The sequence below is a fragment of the Ectopseudomonas guguanensis genome, from assembly GCF_900104265.1.
GTDB lineage: Bacteria > Pseudomonadota > Gammaproteobacteria > Pseudomonadales > Pseudomonadaceae > Aquipseudomonas > Aquipseudomonas guguanensis.
In genome coordinates this window covers 24,664-39,878 of record NZ_FNJJ01000011.1, presented here as the reverse complement: position 1 = coordinate 39,878, position 15,215 = coordinate 24,664, and the positions used below count along the sequence as shown (strand labels likewise).

The 15,215-nt window shown below is 64.8% G+C and carries 17 protein-coding genes; all 17 read left to right on the top strand.

Annotated features, from left to right (window positions below; translation table 11 throughout):
• The first annotated feature begins 3 nt into the window (after nucleotides 1–3).
• The 17 genes from fliF (at nucleotide 4) to flhB (ending at nucleotide 15,191) form a co-directional block, all read left to right on the top strand.
• The gene (gene fliF, locus BLS61_RS16350) at nucleotides 4–1,788 is read left to right on the top strand and encodes a flagellar basal-body MS-ring/collar protein FliF (protein ID WP_090432593.1); all 1,785 of its coding nucleotides are present in this window, start codon (nucleotides 4–6) and stop codon (nucleotides 1,786–1,788) included.
• Complete coding sequence (gene fliG / locus BLS61_RS16345) at nucleotides 1,781–2,797, top strand: flagellar motor switch protein FliG (protein WP_090432591.1); 1,017 nt, start codon at nucleotides 1,781–1,783, stop codon at nucleotides 2,795–2,797. Before fliF ends, fliG begins: the two co-directional genes overlap by 8 nt.
• A 268-nt stretch (nucleotides 2,798–3,065) precedes the next feature.
• Nucleotides 3,066–3,866 carry a flagellar assembly protein FliH gene (fliH, locus tag BLS61_RS16340; protein ID WP_090432589.1) on the top strand — a complete coding sequence of 267 codons (801 nt, stop codon included), beginning with the start codon at nucleotides 3,066–3,068 and terminating at the stop codon, nucleotides 3,864–3,866.
• A complete protein-coding gene (gene fliI / locus BLS61_RS16335; RefSeq protein ID WP_090432587.1) occupies nucleotides 3,856–5,202 on the top strand; it encodes a flagellar protein export ATPase FliI in 1,347 nt (448 codons plus the stop codon). The genes fliH and fliI overlap by 11 nt, the downstream gene beginning before the upstream one ends.
• A gap of 46 nt (nucleotides 5,203–5,248) precedes the next feature.
• Complete coding sequence (gene fliJ / locus BLS61_RS16330; RefSeq protein WP_090432585.1) at nucleotides 5,249–5,698, top strand: flagellar export protein FliJ; 450 nt, start codon at nucleotides 5,249–5,251, stop codon at nucleotides 5,696–5,698.
• 117 nt (nucleotides 5,699–5,815) lie between these two features.
• On the top strand, nucleotides 5,816–6,121 hold the full coding sequence (locus BLS61_RS16325) for an STAS domain-containing protein (protein WP_013714984.1): 306 nt from the start codon (nucleotides 5,816–5,818) through the stop codon (nucleotides 6,119–6,121).
• Complete coding sequence (locus tag BLS61_RS16320; protein ID WP_090432583.1) at nucleotides 6,121–7,809, top strand: fused response regulator/phosphatase; 1,689 nt, start codon at nucleotides 6,121–6,123, stop codon at nucleotides 7,807–7,809. The genes BLS61_RS16325 and BLS61_RS16320 overlap by 1 nt, the downstream gene beginning before the upstream one ends.
• Before the next feature lie 30 nt (nucleotides 7,810–7,839).
• Nucleotides 7,840–8,193 (top strand): Hpt domain-containing protein, encoded by a 354-nt coding sequence (locus BLS61_RS16315; protein WP_090432581.1) that lies wholly within the window; start codon nucleotides 7,840–7,842, stop codon nucleotides 8,191–8,193.
• A 64-nt stretch (nucleotides 8,194–8,257) separates the two neighbouring features.
• Nucleotides 8,258–9,484, top strand: a complete 1,227-nt coding sequence (locus BLS61_RS16310; RefSeq protein WP_090432579.1) for a flagellar hook-length control protein FliK — start codon at nucleotides 8,258–8,260, stop codon at nucleotides 9,482–9,484.
• A 231-nt stretch (nucleotides 9,485–9,715) separates the two neighbouring features.
• On the top strand, nucleotides 9,716–10,234 hold the full coding sequence (gene fliL / locus BLS61_RS16305) for a flagellar basal body-associated protein FliL (protein WP_090432576.1): 519 nt from the start codon (nucleotides 9,716–9,718) through the stop codon (nucleotides 10,232–10,234).
• 12 nt (nucleotides 10,235–10,246) lie between these two features.
• Nucleotides 10,247–11,218, top strand: coding sequence for a flagellar motor switch protein FliM (gene fliM, locus BLS61_RS16300; RefSeq protein ID WP_090432574.1), 972 nt, complete (start codon nucleotides 10,247–10,249; stop codon nucleotides 11,216–11,218).
• 69 nt (nucleotides 11,219–11,287) lie between these two features.
• Nucleotides 11,288–11,755 carry a flagellar motor switch protein FliN gene (gene fliN, locus BLS61_RS16295; RefSeq protein WP_090432572.1) on the top strand — a complete coding sequence of 156 codons (468 nt, stop codon included), beginning with the start codon at nucleotides 11,288–11,290 and terminating at the stop codon, nucleotides 11,753–11,755.
• Nucleotides 11,756–11,757: 2 nt separating this feature from the next.
• Nucleotides 11,758–12,189, top strand: a complete 432-nt coding sequence (fliO, locus tag BLS61_RS16290; protein WP_090432570.1) for a flagellar biosynthetic protein FliO — start codon at nucleotides 11,758–11,760, stop codon at nucleotides 12,187–12,189.
• Complete coding sequence (fliP, locus tag BLS61_RS16285) at nucleotides 12,189–12,974, top strand: flagellar type III secretion system pore protein FliP (RefSeq protein WP_090432568.1); 786 nt, start codon at nucleotides 12,189–12,191, stop codon at nucleotides 12,972–12,974. The genes fliO and fliP overlap by 1 nt, the downstream gene beginning before the upstream one ends.
• Nucleotides 12,975–12,985: 11 nt before the next feature.
• Entirely contained in the window at nucleotides 12,986–13,255 is a 270-nt protein-coding gene (gene fliQ, locus BLS61_RS16280; protein WP_090432566.1) for a flagellar biosynthesis protein FliQ, read from the top strand.
• A 13-nt stretch (nucleotides 13,256–13,268) separates the two neighbouring features.
• A complete protein-coding gene (fliR, locus tag BLS61_RS16275; protein WP_090432564.1) occupies nucleotides 13,269–14,045 on the top strand; it encodes a flagellar biosynthetic protein FliR in 777 nt (258 codons plus the stop codon).
• A 9-nt stretch (nucleotides 14,046–14,054) separates the two neighbouring features.
• Complete coding sequence (flhB, locus tag BLS61_RS16270; RefSeq protein WP_090432562.1) at nucleotides 14,055–15,191, top strand: flagellar biosynthesis protein FlhB; 1,137 nt, start codon at nucleotides 14,055–14,057, stop codon at nucleotides 15,189–15,191.
• The last annotated feature ends 24 nt before the right edge of the window (nucleotides 15,192–15,215 follow it).

The window sequence follows — 15,215 nt, the reverse complement described above, 5'->3', positions numbered from 1 at the left end:
TTCATGGCTGAAGCAGCAGTAGCAAACGTACCGGCCAAGGCCGAAGCGGGCGAGCCGAAGAAGCCCCTGCTGGGTCTTAGCTTCCTGGAAAACCTCGCCGAGATGTCGGTGCTGCGTCAGCTCGGCCTGCTGGTCGGTCTGGCGGCCAGCGTGGCCATCGGTTTTGCCGTGGTGCTCTGGTCGCAGCAGCCGGATTATCGTCCGCTCTACGGCAGCCTCAACGGTATGGATGCGACCCAGGTGGTCGAAACCCTGACCGCTTCGGGTATCGACTACACCATCGAACCCAACTCCGGCGCACTGCTGGTCAAGGCCGACGATCTGGCGCGGGCGCGCATGCGCCTGGCCGCTGCCGGTGTGGCACCGACCGACAACAGCGTCGGTTTCGAGATCCTCGACCGCGAACAGGGGCTCGGCACCAGCCAGTTCATGGAGGCGACCCGTTACCGCCGCGGCCTCGAAGGTGAACTGGCGCGTACCGTTTCCAGCCTCAATAACGTCAAGGCGGCTCGCGTTCACCTGGCCATGCCCAAGGCTTCGGTCTTCGTGCGTGACGAGCGCAAGCCGTCGGCCTCGGTTCTGGTCGAACTCTATCCGGGGCGTGCGCTGGAGCCGAGTCAGGTCATGGCCATCGTCAATCTGGTGGCGACCAGCGTGCCCGAGCTGGACAAGAGCCAGGTTACCGTGGTCGATCAGAAGGGCAATCTGCTTTCCGATCAGCAGGAGCTCTCCGAGCTGACCATGGCTGGCAAGCAGTTCGACTACACCCGCCGCATGGAAACCCTGTTCACCCAGCGCGTGCACAACATCCTGCAGCCGGTGCTGGGCACCGGCCGCTACAAGGCGGAAGTCTCGGCTGATGTGGACTTCAGCTCGGTGGAGTCCACCTCCGAGATGTTCAACCCGGATCAGCCGGCGCTGCGCAGCGAGCAGCAGGTCAACGAACAGCGCCAGAGCAGCCTGCCGCCGCAGGGCGTACCGGGTGCGCTGTCCAATCAGCCGCCTGGTCCGGCTGCCGCTCCGCAGCAGGCCGCCGGTGCCGCTGCGCCGGCTGGTCCGGTGGCGCCGGGGCAGCCGCTGGTCGACGCCAACGGCCAGCAAATCACGGACCCGGTTACCGGCCAGCCAATGCTGGCGCCGTACCCGGCGGACAAGCGCGAGCAGTCCACCCGCAACTTCGAGCTGGACCGCTCCATCAGCTACACCCGTCAGCAGCAGGGGCGCCTGCGTCGCCTGTCGGTGGCGGTGGTGGTGGACGACCAGATGCGTGTCGATCCGGCCACCGGCGAGACTACCCGAGTGCCGTGGACGGCCGATGACCTGGCGCGCTTCACTCGCCTGGTGCAGGACTCGGTGGGCTTCGATGCCAGCCGTGGCGATAGCGTCAGCGTGATCAACACCACCTTCACCGCCTCGCTGGGTGAGGAAATTCCCGATATTCCGTTCTACACCCAGCCCTGGTTCTGGGACATCGTCAAGCAGGTGCTCGGCGTGCTGTTCATCCTGGTGCTGGTATTCGGCGTGCTGCGTCCGGTGCTCAACAACATCACCGGTGGCGGCAAGGGCAAGGAACTGGCCGGTTCCGGCGATGTGGAGCTCGGCGAGATGGCCGGCCTGGATGGCGAGCTGTCCGACGACCGCGTCAGCCTCGGTGGGCCGCAGAGCATACTGCTGCCGAGCCCCAGTGAGGGGTATGATGCACAACTGAACGCCATCAAGAGCCTGGTGGCCGAAGATCCTGGCCGCGTAGCCCAGGTCGTCAAAGAGTGGATCAACGCCGATGAGTGACAATCGTACCGCTACCAAGCTGACCAAGGTCGACAAGGCCGCGATTCTCCTGCTCTCGCTGGGCGAGACCGATGCCGCGCAGGTGCTGCGTCACCTCGGGCCCAAGGAAGTGCAGCGCGTCGGTGTCGCCATGGCCGGCATGCGCAACATTCATCGCGAGCAGGTCGAGCAGGTGATGGCCGAGTTCGTCGACATCGTCGGCGACCAGACCAGCCTTGGCGTGGGCGCCGACGGCTACATTCGCAAGATGCTCACCCAGGCCCTGGGTGAGGACAAGGCCGGCAACCTGATCGACCGCATCCTCCTGGGTGGCAGTACCAGTGGTCTGGACAGCCTGAAGTGGATGGAGCCGCGCGCCGTTGCCGATGTGATTCGCTACGAACACCCGCAGATTCAGGCCATCGTCGTCGCCTATCTCGACCCGGACCAGGCCGGCGAGGTACTCAGCCATTTCGATCACAAGGTGCGCCTGGACATCATCCTGCGGGTGTCCTCGCTCAACACCGTGCAGCCCTCTGCGCTCAAGGAACTCAACCAGATCCTCGAGAAGCAGTTCTCCGGCAGCGCCAACACCACGCGCGCCACCATGGGCGGCGTCAAGCGTGCGGCGGACATCATGAACTTCCTCGACAGCTCGGTGGAAGGCCAGCTGATGGACTCGATCCGCGAAGTGGACGAAGACCTGTCGACGCAGATCGAGGACCTGATGTTCGTCTTCGACAACCTGGCCGATGTGGACGACCGCGGTATCCAGGCGCTGATGCGCGAAGTCTCCTCCGAGGTGCTGGTGCTGGCGCTCAAGGGCGCCGACGATGCGATCAAGGACAAGGTGTTCAAGAACATGTCCAAGCGTGCTGCCGAGCTGTTGCGCGACGATCTGGAGGCCAAGGGTCCGGTGCGTGTCAGCGATGTGGAAGCGGCGCAGAAGGAAATTCTCACCATCGCCCGGCGCATGGCCGAGGCCGGCGAGATCGTGCTCGGCGGCAAGGGCGGCGAGGAAATGGTTTAGCAGGGTCTATTCCCGTTTCGCCACGGCCGCGCCGGAGCCAGTTTTTGCGCGGGGCAAGGCATGAGGAGAGAAGTTTGGTCATTCCAAATGAACGACGAATAACGCAGCAGCGCGCAAAAACCGGCCCGGCCCTTCGGGTTGCGCGGCAAATGGCGCCATGCGGTGTTGCGGGACTTGGCAAGGGGGCAACCATTCCCTGCGTCCCGCGCCTTGCCTGGCGCCATTTGGCGCAGCAACGCGGCTCGCGTCGAAACGGGAACAGACCCTGATGGCAGCCAAGGAGCCCGAGAGCGAGCTGATTCGCGCCAAGGACCTGGGCACTTTCGACCGCTGGGCACTGCCCAGCTTCGACGCGCCGGGTGAGGAGCCGAACGAGGCCGAGAGCGCGAGCGACGAGACGCCGCCTGCTCCTGTGGCTGCCGAGGCCGAGGAAGCCGGGCAGGTGGAGGAGGTGGCCATCGAGGACGTCAAGCCGCTGACGCTCGATGAGCTCGAGGCGATTCGCCAGGACGCCTACAACGAAGGTTTCGCCACTGGCGAGAAGGACGGTTTTCATGCTGGCCAGCTCAAGGCCAAGCAGGAGGCCGATGCCGCGCTGGCGCTCAAGATCGGCAGCCTGGAACGCCTCATGGTGCAGCTGCTCGATCCGATTGCCGAGCAGGATCAGCAGATGGAGGTGGCCCTGGTTCGCCTGGTCAGCCATATGGTGCGTGAGGTGATCCAGCGCGAGCTGAGCATCGATTCCAGCCAGATTCGTCAGGTGCTGCGCGAGGCGCTCAAACTGTTGCCCATGGGCGCCGACAACGTGCGCATCCAGGTCAACCCGCAGGATTTCGAGACGATCAAGGCGCTGCGCGAGCGCCATGAGGAAAGCTGGCGCATCCTCGAGGACGACAGCCTGCTGCCCGGCGGCTGCCGCATCGAGTCGGAACACAGCCAGATCGACGCCAGTGTCGAGACGCGCATGGCGCAGGCGCTCAAGCAGCTGTTCGAGCAGCAGCGCGCGCAGAGTACCCAGCCGCCGGAGGCGGACATCCACCTGGATCTGGATGGCGGCGATGCGCCTTGATCGCGTGAGCTTCGCCCGGCGTCTGGAGGGCTACAGCGAAGCGATCAGCCTGCCCAGCCAGCCCATACTCGAAGGCCGTCTGCTGCGCATGGTCGGCCTTACCCTGGAGGCCGAAGGCCTGCGCGCGGCCATCGGCAGTCGCTGCCTGGTGATCAACGACGACAGCTATCATCCGGTTCAGGTCGAGGCCGAGGTGATGGGATTTTCCGGCGGCAAGATCTACCTGATGCCGGTGGGCAGCCTGGCCGGCGTTGCCCCGGGCGCGCGCGTGGTACCGCTGCCCGATGCCGGGCGTCTGCCCATGGGTATGTCGATGCTCGGCCGGGTTCTCGACGGCGCCGGCCGTGCGCTGGACGGCAAGGGCGGTATGAAGGCCGAGGACTGGGTACCGGTGGATGGCCCGACCATCAACCCGCTCAACCGCGATCCCATCAGCCAGCCGCTGGACGTCGGCATTCGTTCGATCAACGGTTTGCTCACCGTCGGGCGCGGTCAGCGCCTGGGCCTGTTCGCCGGTACCGGTGTCGGCAAGTCGGTGTTGCTGGGCATGATGACGCGCTTTACCGAGGCCGAGATCATCGTCGTCGGGCTGATCGGTGAGCGCGGGCGCGAGGTCAAGGAGTTCATCGACGAGATTCTCGGCGAAGAGGGGCTCAAGCGCTCGGTCGTCGTGGCCTCGCCGGCCGACGATGCGCCGCTGATGCGGCTGCGTGCCGCGCAGTACTGCACGCGTATCGCCGAATATTTCCGCGACAAGGGCAAGAACGTCCTGCTGCTGATGGACTCGCTGACGCGCTACGCCCAGGCGCAGCGTGAAATCGCCCTGGCCATCGGTGAGCCGCCGGCCACCAAGGGCTATCCGCCTTCGGTGTTCGCCAAGTTGCCCAGGCTGGTCGAGCGTGCCGGTAATGCCGAGGCTGGCGGCGGTTCCATCACCGCGTTCTACACCGTGCTGAGCGAGGGCGACGACCAGCAGGACCCCATCGCCGATGCCGCGCGCGGCGTGCTCGATGGCCACTTCGTCCTGTCCCGGCGCCTGGCGGAGGAGGGGCACTATCCGGCGATCGATATCGAGTCGTCGATCAGCCGGGTCATGCCGCAGGTGGTGCCGCCGGAGCAGCTCAAGCAGGCGCAGCGCTTCAAGCAGCTGTGGTCGCGCTACCAGCAGAGCCGCGATCTGATCAGCGTCGGCGCCTACGTTGCGGGGGGCGATGCGGACACCGACCTGGCCATCGCCCGTCAGCCGATCATGGCCCAGTACCTGCGCCAGGGGCTGGAGGAGAGCGTGGGGCTGCCCCTGAGTCGAGAACAGCTGGCCGCCGTGCTGGGGCAATGATGAAGCGCGCTCGCTATTGTTTCGACGTCATTGAGGCCGCGGCGCCATGAGCCTGAGTCGTGCCCGGCGCCTGCAACCGGTGGTCGAGATGGCGCAGAAGGCCGAGCGCGAGGCGGCGCGTCAGCTCGGGCACTGCCAGGGGCTGGTCGGCCAGGCCGAGGCCAAGCTGGGTGAACTGGAGCGCTTTCGCGGCGATTACCAGCAGCAGTGGATCAGCGAGGGCAGCAAGGGGGTTTCCGGCCAGTGGCTGATGAATTATCAGCGCTTCCTGTCACAACTCGAGACGGCGGTCGGCCAGCAGCAGCAAAGCCTGGAGTGGCATCGTGCCAACCTGGAGAAGGTACGTGCCGTGTGGCAGCAGCGCTATGCGCGCCTCGAAGGCCTGCGCAAGCTGGTGCAGCGCTATATCGACGAAGCCCGGCTGGCCGAGGACAGGCGCGAGCAGAAACTGCTCGATGAACTGGCGCAGCGCCTGATCGACCGCGGCGAACCCTGATCAGCGCCGCTCGGCGACTTTTTCATACAAATCTGAAAGTTGTTTCGGCGCCTGGCAGGTGCTACACCTTCAGACGTGAACTGCCCTATCTGGCAAAGTCTCGACAAAGGAGTAGACATGGCCATCACCTCGCAGCCGTCGGCAGACGGGCAAGAGCTGACCATCGTGATCAGAGGACGCTTCGACTTCGCCTCCCATCAGGAGTTTCGTGACGCCTACGAGCGCGTCAATGTGACGCCCAAGCGCTATCAGGTCGACCTGCGCGACACCAGCTATCTGGATAGCTCGGCGCTGGGCATGTTGCTGCTGTTGCGTGATCACGCCGGCGGCGATTCGGCGCAGATTCGTCTGCTCAACTGCAGCAGCGACGTGCGCAAGATCCTTGCGATTTCCAATTTCGAGCAGCTGTTTCAGATCAGCTGATGCCCGATCGTCTTGCGATCCTGATTGCCGAGGACAATGCGGCTGACCGCATGCTGTTGTCCACCATCGTCAGCCGCCAGGGCCATCGTGTGCTGACCGCCAGCAATGGCCTGGAGGCGGTCGCCCTGTTCGAGCAGGAGCGCCCGCACCTGGTCCTTATGGATGCGCTGATGCCGGTGATGGATGGCTTCGAGGCGGCGCGACGGATCAAGGAGCAGGCCGGCGAGGCGCTGGTGCCGATCATCTTCCTTACCTCGCTCACCGAGGGCGAGGCGCTGGTACGGTGTCTGGGAGCCGGTGGTGACGACTTTCTCGCCAAGCCCTACAACCGGGTGATACTCGAGGCCAAGATCGGCGCGATGGATCGTCTGCGCCGTCTGCATGACACCGTGCTGCAGCAGCGCGACCTGATCGCCCGGCACAACGAACACCTGCTGCGCGAGCAGCGCGTGGCCAAGGCGGTATTCGACAAGGTGGCGCATTCCGGCTGCCTGGACGCGCCGAACATCCGCTACATGCAGTCGCCCTATGCGTTGTTCAACGGCGATCTGCTGCTGGCGGCCTACAAGCCCTCTGGCGGCATGCACGTGATGCTCGGCGACTTCACTGGCCATGGCCTGCCTGCGGCCATCGGCGCCATGCCGCTGGCCGAGGTGTTTTATGGCATGACGGCCAAGGGGCATGCACTGGCCGAGATCCTTCGCGAGATCAATGCCAAGCTCAAGCGCATCCTGCCGGTCGGGGTGTTCTGCTGCGCCACCCTGCTCAACATCAGCAGCAAGCGCGGTCTGCTGGAGGTGTGGAATGGCGGGCTGCCGGATGGCTACCTGCTGCATGCCGATGGCCGTCCGCGCCAGCCCCTGGTGTCACGCCATCTGCCTCTCGGCATCCTCGAACCCGCGGCATTCAGCGATCGCTGCGAGGTCTATCCGCTGGCGCCGGGGGATCGCATCTTCCTGCTCAGTGACGGCGTCCTCGAAGCCAGTGATCGGCAAGGGCAGCTGTTCGGCGAGGCGCGCCTGCTCGGGCTGCTCGATGCCAATCGCCAGCCGCAGGCCTTGTTCGAGGAAATCCAGCAGGCGCTGGTGGCATTCCGCGGGGAGCAGCAGGACGACGTCAGCATGCTCCAGGTCGGGCTCGCCGAGGACGACGAGCGTCCGCGGCCGCTGGCCTTCGCCGATAGTGGCCAGAGCAGCCTGATGGACTGGTCGGCCAGCTTCGAGTTTCGCGCGCTGAGCCTGCGCCATTTCAACCCCTTGCCGTACCTGCTGCAGCTGCTGCTGGACGTGCAGGCCCTGCGCCCACGTGGCGGCGAGCTGTATACGGTGCTCGCCGAGCTGTATTCCAATGCACTGGAACACGGAGTGATGGGGCTGGATTCCTCGCTCAAGCAGGACGCCAGCGGCTTCGCCGAATACTACCGGGAACGGCGCCTGCGCCTGGGAGCCCTGCGTGACGGCTACGTACGTTTTCATCTGCAGATGCTGCCCGAGGACAATGGCGGTCGGCTGATCGTGCGGGTGGAGGATAGCGGGCCGGGTTTCGACCCCGCCAGGCTCATGGCGACGAGGGAGGGCGCGCTCTGCGGGCGCGGGCTTGCGCTGGTGCGTGAGCTGAGTGACGGTTTTGCTTGCGGCCCCGACGGACGGGGCGTCAGCGTGGAGTTTTGCTGGTCCGCTGAGGCATAATCCGGGCCTTGAAGTTCAGGGAGTGACCCGGTGTCCGATATCCATCTCGACGATGCCGTCCTGGCGGCCTTGCAGGACGTCATGGAAGACGAATACCCCATTCTGCTCGATACCTTCGTCGCCGACTCGGAAGAGCGTTTGCGCCTGTTGCATCAGGCCCGCGCCGAGGGCGACGCGCAGGGCCTGCGGCTGGCTGCGCACAGCTTCAAGGGCAGTTGCAGCAACATGGGCGCCGTGCTGCTGGCCGGTCTGTGCAAGGAGCTGGAGGATGCCGGGCGGCGCGAGGCGCTGGAACTGGCCCCGGCGCTGATCGAGCAGATCGAGCGCGAGTTCGCCATCGTGCGCATCCTGTTCAAGTCCGAGCGCCAGCGCTACCGCGTCTGAGCTTTCACGAGTTGGCCCGCCCTTTGCTCTGGTACCGTCACGACCCATCAGACGGAGAGCGTCCATGTCCGCGTTGCCCGACCTACGCCTGCAGGCCACGCCTGAGGCAAAGAGCAAAGCGAAGCAGCCGGCCAAAGCGCCGGAACCCAGCAAGAACGGTGCTTCCAGCTTTGCCGAGGTATATGCCAAGGAGCGTCAGGCCAAGCCTGGCGAGCGTGCTGGCAGTACCGACAGAACCAGCCAGGAGCAGAAGCCCGCGCCCGCCACGGCAGAGTCCGATGCCGCTGCGACTGCCGCCGAGCAGCCTGCGGTTGCCGCCCCCGGCAATTCCTTGCCGACGCAGGAGGAGGCTGAAGAGGCGCTCGACCCGCTGCTGGCGATGGCGCTGGGTGGCATCCAGGTTCAGCCGGAGGAGGCCCCGGTAGCCGAGGAAGCGCCGGACATGCCAGCGCTGCTGATTACCGGTACCAGCGTCGGCGCCGCCGAGAGTGCCGAGCCGGTGCTGGAGGAGGACGCGCTCGACCCGCTGGCGCTGCTCAAGCAACCAGTGGAAGAGGCAAGCAAGGCCCAGGCCCCGCAGGATGCTGCGAGCAAAAGTACCAGGGTCGCCACCAGTACCGACTTTGCCGCGGCCATGGCGGCGATGGGCAAGGGCGAGCAATCCAGCGAAAGCAGCGAAGAGCAGATGCTGGACCTGCCGCCGGAAAGCCTGGCCAAGGATGCCCTGGAGAGCCTCAGGGAGAGCGTTCAGCCCAACCGTCCGGATCAGTTCGTCAGCAAGCTCAATGCGCTGACCCAGGCGCTCAATCATCAGGCTGGCGCCGCGCAGCGCCTGCCGCTGGTACCGGGGCAGCCGGTGGCGATGCAGCAGGGCGGCTGGAGCGAGGCGGTGGTCGATCGCGTCATGTGGCTGTCCAGCCAGAACCTCAAGTCGGCTGAAATCCAGCTCGACCCGGCTGAGCTGGGGCGCCTCGAGGTACGCGTGAACCTGTCCCAGGATCAGGCGCAGGTGACCTTCGCCAGCCCCAACGCCGGGGTGCGTGAGGCGCTGGAGGGACAGATGCACCGCCTGCGTGAGCTGTTCGCCCAGCAGGGCATGAACCTGGCCGATGCCAACGTTTCCGACCAGTCGCTGAACCGCGGCTGGCAGGGGCAGGGCGAAGGCGGCCGCGGTGGCTCCGCCTCGCGTGATGGTCTGCTCGCTGGCGAAGAGCTGCAACCCGGTGCCCAGCAGGAGGTGCGCAGCGAGCGCTTGACCGCCGGCCGTGGTCTGGTCGACTACTACGCCTGAAGAACGCTTCCAGTCCCGAGGCAATGCCCGACGCTCGGCATCCTCCGCTAGACTTTCATTCGCCCGGGCCGCCGAAAGGTGCTCGGGCGAATGCATTTTGGGTGACAGCGAGCAGCGGGCGCTGTTAAATCCGCAGCCCAGAGTTAGACAAGCCTGCTCATATGCTGGCATAACACTTGCTCTTAACCCCTTGAATGCGGAAAAGAACCCAGGCACTGACGGATTATTGGCATGGCTAAGAAAGAAGCGGCACCGGCTGCCGACGGACAACCCGCCGGCAAGAGCAAGCTCAAACTCATCATCCTCATCGTGGTGGGTCTGCTTCTGGCTGTCGGCCTGTCCGTTGGCGGTACCTGGTTCATTCTCAGCAAGGGCGACAAGCACGAGGAGGCCAAGCCGGCAGAGGCCGTGGCAGCTGCCCCGGTGCGTCAGCCAGCCATTTACCAGGACCTGATGCCGGCCTTCGTGGTCAATTTCAATCATCAGAACCGCACCCGCTATCTGCAGGTCAGCATGGCCCTGATGAGCCGTGATGCCGCCGGGATGGAAAAGCTCAAGGTGCACATGCCGGTGCTGCGCAATCGTCTGGTGATGCTGCTGTCCGGCCAGGACTTCGCCGCGCTGCAAACGCCACTGGGCAAGGACATGCTCCTGCAGCAGGCGCTGGCCAGCGTGCAGGAGCTGGCGCAGAAGGAAACCGGCAGTACCGTGGTCGAGCAGGTGCTGTTCACCAATTTCGTGTTGCAGTAGCGGGAGCCGAAGATGGCCGTGCAAGACCTGCTTTCCCAGGACGAGATCGATGCGCTGTTGCATGGCGTCGACGACGGCCTGGTGGAAACCGAGGACGCCGCGGAGCCGGGTAGCGTCAAGCAGTATGACCTGACCAGTCAGGATCGTATCGTCCGTGGGCGCATGCCGACCCTGGAGATGATCAACGAGCGTTTCGCCCGTTACACCCGCATCAGCATGTTCAACCTGCTGCGCCGCTCGGCCGACGTCGCCGTCGGCGGCGTGCAGGTGATGAAGTTCGGCGAATACGTGCATTCGCTCTACGTGCCCACCAGCCTCAACCTGGTGAAGATGAAGCCGCTGCGCGGCACCGGGCTGTTCATCCTCGACGCCAAGCTGGTGTTCAAGCTGGTGGACAACTTCTTCGGCGGCGACGGTCGTCACGCCAAGATCGAGGGTCGCGAGTTCACCCCCACAGAGCTGCGCGTGGTGCGCATGGTGCTCGACCAGGCGTTCATCGACCTGCGCGAGGCCTGGCACGCGGTCATGGACATCAACTTCGAGTACGTCAACTCCGAGGTCAACCCGGCCCTGGCCAACATCGTCAGCCCCAGCGAGGTAGTGGTGGTATCCACCTTCCATATCGAACTGGACGGCGGTGGCGGCGACCTGCACATCACCATGCCGTACTCGATGATCGAGCCGATCCGCGAGATGCTCGACGCCGGCTTCCAGTCCGATGTCGACGATCAGGACGAGCGCTGGATCAAGGCGCTGCGCGAAGACATTCTCGATGTCAGCGTACCGCTGGCCGCCACCGTGGCACGTCGTCAGCTGAAGCTGCGCGACATCCTGCACATGCAGCCGGGCGACGTGATCCCGGTGGAACTGCCGGAGAACGTGATCATGCGTGCCAATGGCGTACCGACCTTCAAGGTCAAGCTGGGCGCACACAAGGGCAATCTGGCCCTGCAGGTGCTGGAACCAATCGAACGCCAGCGCTGAGGCGCTGGAACTGCGCAGGGGCAGCGGGCCCGATGCAAACGAATAGCTGAAGCCAGGCGAGGAAAGACGATGGCAGACGAAGAAAACACTTCCCCAGAGGAACAGGCGCTGGCCGACGAGTGGGCCGCAGCGCTGGCCGAGGCGGGCGATGCGGGGCAGGACGATATCGATGCGATGCTGGCCGGACAGGCACCTGCCCAGCCATCGGCGCCGCGTGCGCCGATGGAGGAGTTCGGCAGTGTGCCGCCGCCCAGCAACCTGCCGACCAGCCTGGAAGGACCCAATCTGGACGTGATCCTGGACATTCCGGTGTCCATTTCCATGGAGGTGGGCAATACCGACATCACCATTCGTAACCTGCTGCAGCTCAACCAGGGGTCGGTGATCGAACTGGATCGCCTGGCCGGTGAGCCGCTCGACGTGCTGGTCAACGGTACGCTGATCGCCCATGGCGAAGTGGTGGTGGTCAACGAGAAGTTCGGCATTCGCCTGACCGACGTGATCAGCCCCAGCGAACGCATCAAGAAGCTGCGCTGATCATGGCTCGACTCCTCGCGTTATTGTGTGCGCTGCCAGGGTTAGCGCTGGCCGCCGAGCCTGCGGGCAAGGCCGCCACGCCCATGGCCGGCAGCGACGTGGCCGGCCAGCTGGGGCAGTTGCTGCTGGGCCTGCTGCTGGTCATCGGCCTGATCTTCCTGCTCGCTTGGCTGCTGCGCCGCGTGCAGCAACTGGCGCCACGTGGCGGCCAGGTGATCAAGTTGCTGGCCACGCAGCCGCTGGGTCCGCGTGATCGCCTGGTGCTGGTGCAGGTGGGTAGCGAGCAGATACTGCTGGGCCTTTCCGCCGGGCGCATCACGCCCCTGCATGTGCTCAAGGAGCCGGTGCACCTGGCCGACGCCGAGCCCGCCACACCGGAATTCGCCCAGCGTCTGATGGAGCTGCTGGGCAAGGATCAGAAGGACAAATCCTGATGCTGCGCTTGTTGCTGGTGCTGGTACTGAGCCTGGCTGCTTCACTGGCATTCGCCGAAGACCCGCCTGGCGCCAGCTCGCTGATTCAGCAGGGCAACAGCCCGCTGTCGATCCCGGCCATCACCCTGTCGACGGACGCCGACGGCCAGCAGGAATACTCGGTCAGCCTGCAGATCCTGCTGATCATGACGGCGCTGAGTTTCATTCCGGCGTTCGTCATGCTGATGACCAGCTTCACCCGGATCATCATCGTCTTTTCCATCCTGCGCCAGGCCCTGGGCCTGCAGCAGACGCCATCGAACCAGATGCTTGTGGGCCTGGCGCTGTTTCTGACGCTGTTCATCATGGCGCCGATTTTCGACCGGATTAACACCGATGCCCTGCAGCCCTACCTCAACGAGGAGATCATCGCCCAGGAGGCGCTGACCCGCGCTGAGGGGCCGATCCGCGATTTCATGCTGGCACAGACCCGCGAGAGCGACCTCGCCCTGTTCGTAAGACTGTCCAAGCGTACCGACCTGGCGAGTGTCGAAGATGTGCCGCTGACCATCCTGGTGCCGGCCTTCGTCACGTCCGAGCTGAAGACCGCGTTCCAGATCGGCTTCATGATCTTCATCCCGTTCCTGATCATCGATATGGTGGTCGCCAGTATCCTCATGGCGATGGGCATGATGATGCTGTCGCCGCTGATCATTTCCCTGCCGTTCAAGATCATGCTGTTCGTCCTGGTCGATGGCTGGGCGCTGATCATGGGCACCCTGGCCGCCAGTTTCGGCACGTTATAGCGAGGCTCACCATGACTCCCGAGGTGGCGGTTGACCTGTTTCGCGAAGCGCTCTGGCTGATCGTGCTGATCGTCGGCCTGGCCGTGGTGCCGAGCCTGGTGGTGGGCCTGATCGTGGCCATGTTCCAGGCGGCCACGCAGATCAACGAACAGACCCTGAGCTTCCTGCCGCGTCTGATGGTGATGCTGATCACCCTGATCTGGGCCGGCCCCTGGCTGGTCAGCCAGCTGATGGAGTACACCCAGAACCTGATCCAGAACATTCCGTACCTCATAGGTTGAGGGGCAGGGCGCGATGCTGGAGTTGAGCAACGAGCAGATCAGCGGCTGGGTCGCCCAGTTCCTGCTGCCGTTGTTCCGTATCGCGGCGATGCTGATGGTGATGCCGATCATTGGTACCCAGTTGGTGCCGACCCGGGTGCGGCTCTACCTGGCCCTGGCCATCAGCGTGGTGCTGGTGCCGACCCTGCCGCCGATGCCGCAGGTCGATGCCCTGAGCCTGCGCAGCCTGATGCTGATCCTCGAGCAGGTGCTGATCGGCGCCATGTTCGGTTTCATTCTGCAGCTGTTCTTCCACCTGTTCGCCGTTGCGGGGCAGATCATCGCCATGCAGATGGGCCTGGGCTTCGCCTCCATGGTCGACCCGACCAACGGCGTGTCGGTGCCGGTGCTCGGCCAGTTCATGCTGATGCTGGTGACCCTGCTGTTTCTCGCCATCAACGGTCATCTGGTGGTGCTGGAAATCCTCGCGGAGAGCTTCCTGACCCTGCCGCCAGGGCAGGGACTGATGGTCAATCATTATTGGGCGCTGGCCGGCAAGCTGGGCTGGGTAATCGGCGCCGGGCTGTTGCTGACCCTGCCCATGGTCACCGCGCTGCTGGTGATCAACCTGGCGTTCGGCGTGATGACTCGGGCCGCGCCGCAGCTGAACATCTTTTCCATCGGCTTCCCCCTGACCCTGGCCCTGGGCCTGGTGATCTTCTGGGTGGGGCTCTCCGATTTCGGCAGCCTGTTCCAGGCGCTGGCCAGCGACGCCCTGCAGCAGTTGGGCGAGTTCGCCTTGACGCGATGAGGGGCGAGCATGGCTGAAAGCGAGAGCGGCGCCGACAAGAGCGAGGAACCCACAGGCAAGCGACTTGAAGAGTCGCGCAAGAAAGGCCAGATCGCTCGCTCCAAGGAGCTCAATACCCTGGCGGTGACCCTCACCGGTACCGTGGCGCTGATCATCTTCGGCGCCTACATGGGCAACGTGCTGATGGACATCATGCGCGGCAATTTCAGCCTGCCACGCGACGTGCTGATGAGTGAACGCAGCATGGCGCTGTACCTGCTGGCCTCGGGCAAGGAGGCATTGCTGGCGACGCAGCCATTTCTGATCGCCTTACTCATCGCCTCCATCGCCGGCCCCATTGCCCTGGGCGGCTGGCTGTTTTCCGCCGAGGCGCTGCAGCCCAAGGCCAGCCGGATGAACCCGCTGGCGGGGCTCAAGCGCATGTTCTCGGTTCAGGCCCTGGTCGAGCTGGTCAAGGCACTGGCCAAGTTCCTGGTCATCCTGGCGGTGGCGCTGGTGGTGCTGGCGCTGGACCAGGACGATCTGCTGGCGATCGCCAACGAGCCGGTCGAGCCGGCCATCCTGCACAGCCTCAAGGTGGTCGGCTGGAGCGCTTTCTGGCTGTCGTGCGGGCTGATCCTGATCGCCGCCGTGGATGTGCCGTTCCAGCTGTGGAGTCACAAGCAGAAGCTGATGATGACCAAGCAGGAAGTGCGCGACGAATACAAGGACACCGAGGGCAAGCCCGAGGTCAAGGGGCGCATTCGCCAGCTGCAGCGCGAGATGGCCGAGCGACGCATGATGCAGGCGGTGCCGCAGGCCGACGTGGTGATCACCAACCCGACGCACTTCGCCGTGGCGCTCAAGTACGACCCGGAGAAGGGCAGTGCGCCAGTGCTGCTGGCCAAGGGCGGCGACTTCCTGGCGTTGAAGATCCGCGAGATCGCCCAGGAGCATCAGGTGATGGTGCTGGAGTCTCCGGCGCTGGCGCGGGCGGTGTACTACTCCACCGAACTGGACCAGGAAATTCCTGCCGGGTTGTACCTGGCGGTGGCCCAGGTTCTGGCGTACGTCTACCAGCTGCGCCAGTACCGAGCCGGCAAGGGCAAGCGCCCCGGGCCGCTGCCGGATCTGCCGATTCCGCCGGACTTGCGGCGCGACGGATGAGAACGACGGCTTCAGGCTTCAGGC

What these genes read in the sequence shown, in the direction of transcription:
- fliF (WP_090432593.1), top strand. Translation starts at nt 4, where the DNA reads ATGGCTGAAGCAGCAGTAGCAAACGTACCGGCCAAGGCCGAAGCGGGC.
- fliG (WP_090432591.1), top strand. Translation starts at nt 1,781, where the DNA reads ATGAGTGACAATCGTACCGCTACCAAGCTGACCAAGGTCGACAAGGCC.
- fliH (WP_090432589.1), top strand. Translation starts at nt 3,066, where the DNA reads ATGGCAGCCAAGGAGCCCGAGAGCGAGCTGATTCGCGCCAAGGACCTG.
- fliI (WP_090432587.1), top strand. Translation starts at nt 3,856, where the DNA reads ATGCGCCTTGATCGCGTGAGCTTCGCCCGGCGTCTGGAGGGCTACAGC.
- fliJ (WP_090432585.1), top strand. Translation starts at nt 5,249, where the DNA reads ATGAGCCTGAGTCGTGCCCGGCGCCTGCAACCGGTGGTCGAGATGGCG.
- BLS61_RS16325 (WP_013714984.1), top strand. Translation starts at nt 5,816, where the DNA reads ATGGCCATCACCTCGCAGCCGTCGGCAGACGGGCAAGAGCTGACCATC.
- BLS61_RS16320 (WP_090432583.1), top strand. Translation starts at nt 6,121, where the DNA reads ATGCCCGATCGTCTTGCGATCCTGATTGCCGAGGACAATGCGGCTGAC.
- BLS61_RS16310 (WP_090432579.1), top strand. Translation starts at nt 8,258, where the DNA reads ATGTCCGCGTTGCCCGACCTACGCCTGCAGGCCACGCCTGAGGCAAAG.
- fliL (WP_090432576.1), top strand. Translation starts at nt 9,716, where the DNA reads ATGGCTAAGAAAGAAGCGGCACCGGCTGCCGACGGACAACCCGCCGGC.
- fliM (WP_090432574.1), top strand. Translation starts at nt 10,247, where the DNA reads ATGGCCGTGCAAGACCTGCTTTCCCAGGACGAGATCGATGCGCTGTTG.
- fliN (WP_090432572.1), top strand. Translation starts at nt 11,288, where the DNA reads ATGGCAGACGAAGAAAACACTTCCCCAGAGGAACAGGCGCTGGCCGAC.
- fliO (WP_090432570.1), top strand. Translation starts at nt 11,758, where the DNA reads ATGGCTCGACTCCTCGCGTTATTGTGTGCGCTGCCAGGGTTAGCGCTG.
- fliP (WP_090432568.1), top strand. Translation starts at nt 12,189, where the DNA reads ATGCTGCGCTTGTTGCTGGTGCTGGTACTGAGCCTGGCTGCTTCACTG.
- fliQ (WP_090432566.1), top strand. Translation starts at nt 12,986, where the DNA reads ATGACTCCCGAGGTGGCGGTTGACCTGTTTCGCGAAGCGCTCTGGCTG.
- fliR (WP_090432564.1), top strand. Translation starts at nt 13,269, where the DNA reads ATGCTGGAGTTGAGCAACGAGCAGATCAGCGGCTGGGTCGCCCAGTTC.
- flhB (WP_090432562.1), top strand. Translation starts at nt 14,055, where the DNA reads ATGGCTGAAAGCGAGAGCGGCGCCGACAAGAGCGAGGAACCCACAGGC.